The sequence below is a fragment of the uncultured Leptotrichia sp. genome (assembly GCF_938036635.1).
Lineage (GTDB): Bacteria > Fusobacteriota > Fusobacteriia > Fusobacteriales > Leptotrichiaceae > Leptotrichia > Leptotrichia hongkongensis.
The window spans coordinates 1-5,049 of sequence record NZ_CALHQO010000083.1 but is presented as its reverse complement, the minus strand read 5'-3'; the positions used below and the strand labels follow the sequence as shown (position 1 = coordinate 5,049).

At 29.3% G+C, this 5,049-nt stretch carries 5 protein-coding genes; all 5 read right to left on the bottom strand.

What is annotated here, in order from left to right:
• Window positions 1–51: 51 nt before the first annotated feature.
• The 5 genes from cdd to Q0370_RS01540 are packed head-to-tail and all read right to left on the bottom strand — an operon-like array spanning window position 52 to window position 4,951.
• Window positions 52–459, bottom strand: coding sequence for a cytidine deaminase (gene cdd, locus Q0370_RS01560; RefSeq protein ID WP_299571185.1), 408 nt, complete (start codon window positions 457–459; stop codon window positions 52–54).
• 49 nt (window positions 460–508) lie between these two features.
• The gene (dinB, locus tag Q0370_RS01555; RefSeq protein ID WP_299571182.1) at window positions 509–1,600 is read right to left on the bottom strand and encodes a DNA polymerase IV; all 1,092 of its coding nucleotides are present in this window, start codon (window positions 1,598–1,600) and stop codon (window positions 509–511) included.
• 12 nt (window positions 1,601–1,612) lie between these two features.
• On the bottom strand, window positions 1,613–2,311 hold the full coding sequence (locus tag Q0370_RS01550; protein ID WP_147005724.1) for an ABC transporter ATP-binding protein: 699 nt from the start codon (window positions 2,309–2,311) through the stop codon (window positions 1,613–1,615).
• Entirely contained in the window at window positions 2,304–3,467 is a 1,164-nt protein-coding gene (locus tag Q0370_RS01545; RefSeq protein ID WP_299571175.1) for an ABC transporter permease, read from the bottom strand. Before Q0370_RS01545 ends, Q0370_RS01550 begins: the two co-directional genes overlap by 8 nt.
• A gap of 32 nt (window positions 3,468–3,499) precedes the next feature.
• Window positions 3,500–4,951: a serine protease gene (locus tag Q0370_RS01540; RefSeq protein ID WP_299571173.1), complete on the bottom strand. Its 1,452-nt coding sequence runs from the start codon at window positions 4,949–4,951 to the stop codon at window positions 3,500–3,502.
• Window positions 4,952–5,049 lie beyond the last annotated feature (98 nt).

Below are 5,049 nucleotides of genomic sequence, written 5' to 3'. Positions count from 1 at the left end.
ACTGTAAAAAATATAATAATTTATTAATTATTTAAAAAATATTATAAATTTCTACAAATCTTCCGGTCCAAATGAATATGGCAAAAGCTCTTCCAATGAAGTGATTTTATATTTTTTATCTTTATTTGCTAAAATTATTACTGTATCGTTGTCAGAAAATTCTCTTATTACCTGTCTACACGCTCCACAAGGGCTAATTGGCTCAGGTGTATTTCCTGTTACAACAAGTACTTTTATTTTCTTCATATTTTCAGTAACCGCTGTTGTAATCGCATTACGTTCGGCACAGAGAGTAAGCCCAAAGGAGGCATTTTCAACATTTACTCCTTTATGCTTTTTTCCATTATTATCGATTAATAATGCTGCTACAGGAAATTTTGAGTAAGGTACATAGGCTTTCTCTAACAAGAGATTTATTTCATCAATGTAATCTAATATTTCTTTTTCATTTAAAGTCATTTACTTTCACTTCCCAACTTAAATAATTTTTCTCAAATTTTTTAATAATCTATTTTAAATCATCAAATGACAACTGAACTACATTACTTTTCAAAATTGAACTCAGCTGTACCCCAATAAGTCGTACTTCATCTTTTTTTTCAAAGAATTCTAGATTTTCGATTGCTGCTTCGTATATTTTGTTTATATCATTAGTTGCACTTTTCAAAGTTTTTGAACGAGTATGGGTTACAAAATTGGAATATCTGATTTTTATTGTAACAGTTTTGGCAAATTCATTTTTTTCAATAAGTTTGCTGCTCAATCTTTCGGATTGCTTTTTTAATTCAGCATGTAATGCCAAAATATCATTTTCCTCCTGATTAAAAGTAACTTCGTGTCCATAAGACTGTCTTTTTCTATCTGTATTTATTTCAGAAGAATGCAAGCCACGAATAGCATTATACAGATACTCTCCTTTACTTTCCCCAAATCTTCTGATTAACTCATTTTTTTCAATTTCATATAGCTGAAAAACATTCGTTATATTAAATAATTTCAATACTTCCCGTGTTTTTTTCCCAATTCCTGGAATTATTCCAAGTTCCTTATTATAAATATAATCTAAAAAATGTTCACGATTTCTAAATATAAAATAACCATTCGGCTTATCAATATCACTTGCAATTTTAGCGCTTATCTTGCTAAAACCTATCCCAACTGAGCAAGTAAGCCTAGAATTATCATAAACATACTTTTTAAATTTTTTTATAAATCTCTCTATCTTTAAAATTTCATCTCTTTTATCAAGTTTCATATTTTTATTTCGAATAAATTCTGTAATATCAATATAACCTTCATCAACAGATGTAAATTCGGATTTTTTCAATACATTTTTTATTAATCCCTGTATTCTTCTGCCCTCTTCAAAGTAAACACCTTTTCTTAGGCTCACAACGATAAGATTTGGACATAGACGTTTAGCCTGAACTGTTGGCATTGCAGATTTTACTCCATATTTTCTAGCTTCATAGCTTGCCGTTGTAACAACTCCATGTCCTATTGCGATAGGCTTTCCTCTAAGTTCCTTGTTATCCCTTTGCTCAATTGCAGCAAAAAAGGCATCCATATCATAGTGCAGATAAATTTTTTCTTTTTCCATTATCAAAATTTCCTAAAATTGTATTGTTGGTAAAATCATATTAAATTCACCATTTTCAATTTTATACTTATAAGTAGCCAAATTTGCTAGTTCCAGACTATGAGTAACTATTATTATTGACTGATTCCTTTCCTGATTTATTTTCATAAATAGTTCATTTATCATATTACTTGTTTCTGTGTCAAGATTTCCTGTAGGCTCATCAGCTAGTATTATATCTGGGTCGTTAATCATTGCCCTTGCTATTGCCACACGCTGCTTTTCCCCTCCTGAAAGCTCCATTGGTTTATGTTTTATACGTTTTGCAAGTCCCACTAGTGCAAGCAGTTCTTTTGCTTTTTTCTTAATTTCATTCTTATTCATATTTTTGTTTACAAGTGCAGGCATCATAACATTTTCAAGTGCTGTAAATTCATTTAGCAAATAGTGAAATTGAAAAACAAATCCTATTTTTTTATTTCTTATTGCTGTTTTTGCTTTTTCATTTTTATAGTGTATCTTTTCTCCACCTATATAAATTTCTCCATCAGTCGGCTCATCTAAAAGACCAAGTATATTTAAAAGGGATGTTTTCCCGCTTCCTGACTTACCTTGTATAGAAATAAAATCTCCTTTGTTAAACGCTAAGTTTATATTTTTTAGAATATGAATATTTTCAACTTTTGTCTTATAAATTTTATTAACATTTTTCAATTCTATTATTTTATTCATATTTTAACGCCTCCACAGGTTTTAATCTGGCTGCTCTGGCTGCTGGGAAGATTGTTGACAAAAATACAACTACAAATGTTACTCCATAAATAATAAGAAGTTCCTTTTGTGAAATATACAAAGGCAACTCTTCCAGATAATAAGTTCCACCTTTCATATATTCCTTAAATAAAATTTTTAACCCTATAAGTACAAGTGGCGACAATCCACTTGCCAAAATCATCCCAAATACGCCAATTATCAATCCTTCTATAGTAAAAATTCTTCGAACATTTTTATTTGTATATCCAATTGATTTCAAAATTCCAATATCCTTAATTTTCTCACGTACAATCATATTTAAAATTACCGATACAGCAAAACTTGCAATGACAAGAAGTAAACTTAAAATCGCAATTAACACAAATTTTTCAAACTGTACTGCTTTTAAAAGATTCTGATTTATCGTCTTCCAGCTTATCACACCGTATTCATTATGATTAACAACATTTTTTACTTGATTCAATACATTTTCAACTTTTTGAGGCTGTTCAACCTTGATTCCAATTTCTGTCGCAGATTCACCTTGTTCAGATAAAATTTGCATAGTTTTTAATGGTACAATCGCAAGATTTGAATCATAATCTAAGAATCCTGTTTTAAAAATACCTCGGACAATTAATTTTATTTCTTTATTCTCAGCAGACACAAGGCTTATTTCTTTCCCAACTTGTAAGTTCATCTCTATCGCTAATTGTTCACCAACAAGAACTGAATTAAGCTCTGCAATATTGTCATTTCCTTCTACGATTTTTAGATTTAAGCCATTTTTTACATTTTCTGGACTAATTCCATCAGCCAGCACACCTTTTGCCAAACCATTGCTTTTTATTATTGATTGACTATTTATTTGCGGGATAACAGCTTTTACACCATCTATTTTTTTTGTTTTTTCTATGATTTCATTATAATTTTCAAAAAAAGTTGATTTTTTATTTTTTATAAGAATATGTGGACTCATTGTCAATAATGAATTTATCATATTTTTTTCCAGTCCGTTTGAAACAGTTAATGAAACAATGAAAACTGTTACTGCAATAGCAACTCCAAGAACTGAAAATATGCTTTGAAATTTTCTTTCAATAATATGCTTAAATGCAATAAAAAATTCTACCATATTTATTCTTTTCTTCTCCTAAATTAGTTTTATTATCTTATATCACTCGACATTTCATGTGAAATGTTATAGTTGTCCATCAATTCTGCTTTTTGAGCCTTAACTTTTGCCACATCAAGTACTATTTCATTACTGTCTTCATCTTCAAAAACAATAAATTCACTGTTTGTATTTTTAACTTTCTGTACAAAATCATTAAAATCCTTATATTTTTGTCCATTAACCTTCGTAATTATCTTATTTTCAAGCTCAGAATATCCAAGATTCACATCAAATGGAAGAACTCTTACTAAAATCACCAATCCATTGTAATCCTTGAACAAATCTTCTCTATCATATATTGCAGCAAGTGTATTTGATGGTCGTGCTTGAGAAAGTGCTGTAATATAATTTGTTGTAAGAGGTTCAAATATTAATCCCCCGTATACATAATATGATGGTGCATCCTGTAATTTTGTACTTTTTACAACACTATACTTTATATCTGTTTTCTTTAATGTAACTTGTCCTTTTTGAACTTTTTTATCTCTTATGATTTCATAACTTAGATTCTGTCCGTATTTCTTTTCCTGGTTTATAAAATTAAAATCTGTTTTTTCATTTTTACGAAACTCAATTGTTCCATCTGACTCAATATTTTGTCCATCTAATTTTAACAATACGTCATTTCTTTGTAAAACTCCATAAAATGGCGAATTTGTGAAAACTTTTTTTATAATAATACCTTTTGAATCATTTTTTAATCCTAACATTTGACGTTGTGATGTACTTTCAAGTTTTGCCCATTGTATTCCTAATTTTGGTGGTCCATCATAAGTTCCATCTTTTATATCATCTAAAAAATTATTAACTATATTTACAGGAATAAAATATCCTATATTATCTGCTTGAGTAAGTCCCGCAAATGCAACTCCAACAACTCTTCCATTGCTTAAAACAGGTCCTCCACTATTTCCACTATTAATGGCGGCATCAGTTTGCCCTATTAAAAATTTTTGATTTGTTAAAGTATACGTATTATGCTCCATTCTAGAAACTATTCCTCTAGTCGTACTAAGTTTATCCCCACCAAGTGGATAACCATAAACTGTAAGATTATCCTGAATTTGAGGCAATGTTCCTAATTTTAATGTAGTTGTCCCATTAAAGAACGACTTATCTTCAACATCAATCATAGCCAAATCATATTCTTCAGAGATAAATTTTACATTTGCCTTGTATTTTCTAGAATCCCCTTCTTTTCTAACTTGTAGGAATTTTTCATTTAATACGGCATGCGCATTTGTAATAATTCTGTTTCCATCAATTATAAATCCTGTTGCTGTCGAATTGTAGTCCTGCCCATTTTGCCAAGGTGATGCATAATTATACATCTGATGAGCTGCATAAACCTTTACAAGAGCTTTTTTTACAGAACCGTCATCTCCAAACATAAAGCTACATATAAGGACATTAATTATTACAATCATTTTTTTTATGTTCATTTTTCTACCTTTCCTGAATATTTTTAAATATCCAATTTTTCTCCAATTTTATTTTGTATTAATTTTAAAAATAACAATTCATTGTTAATATTTAATCT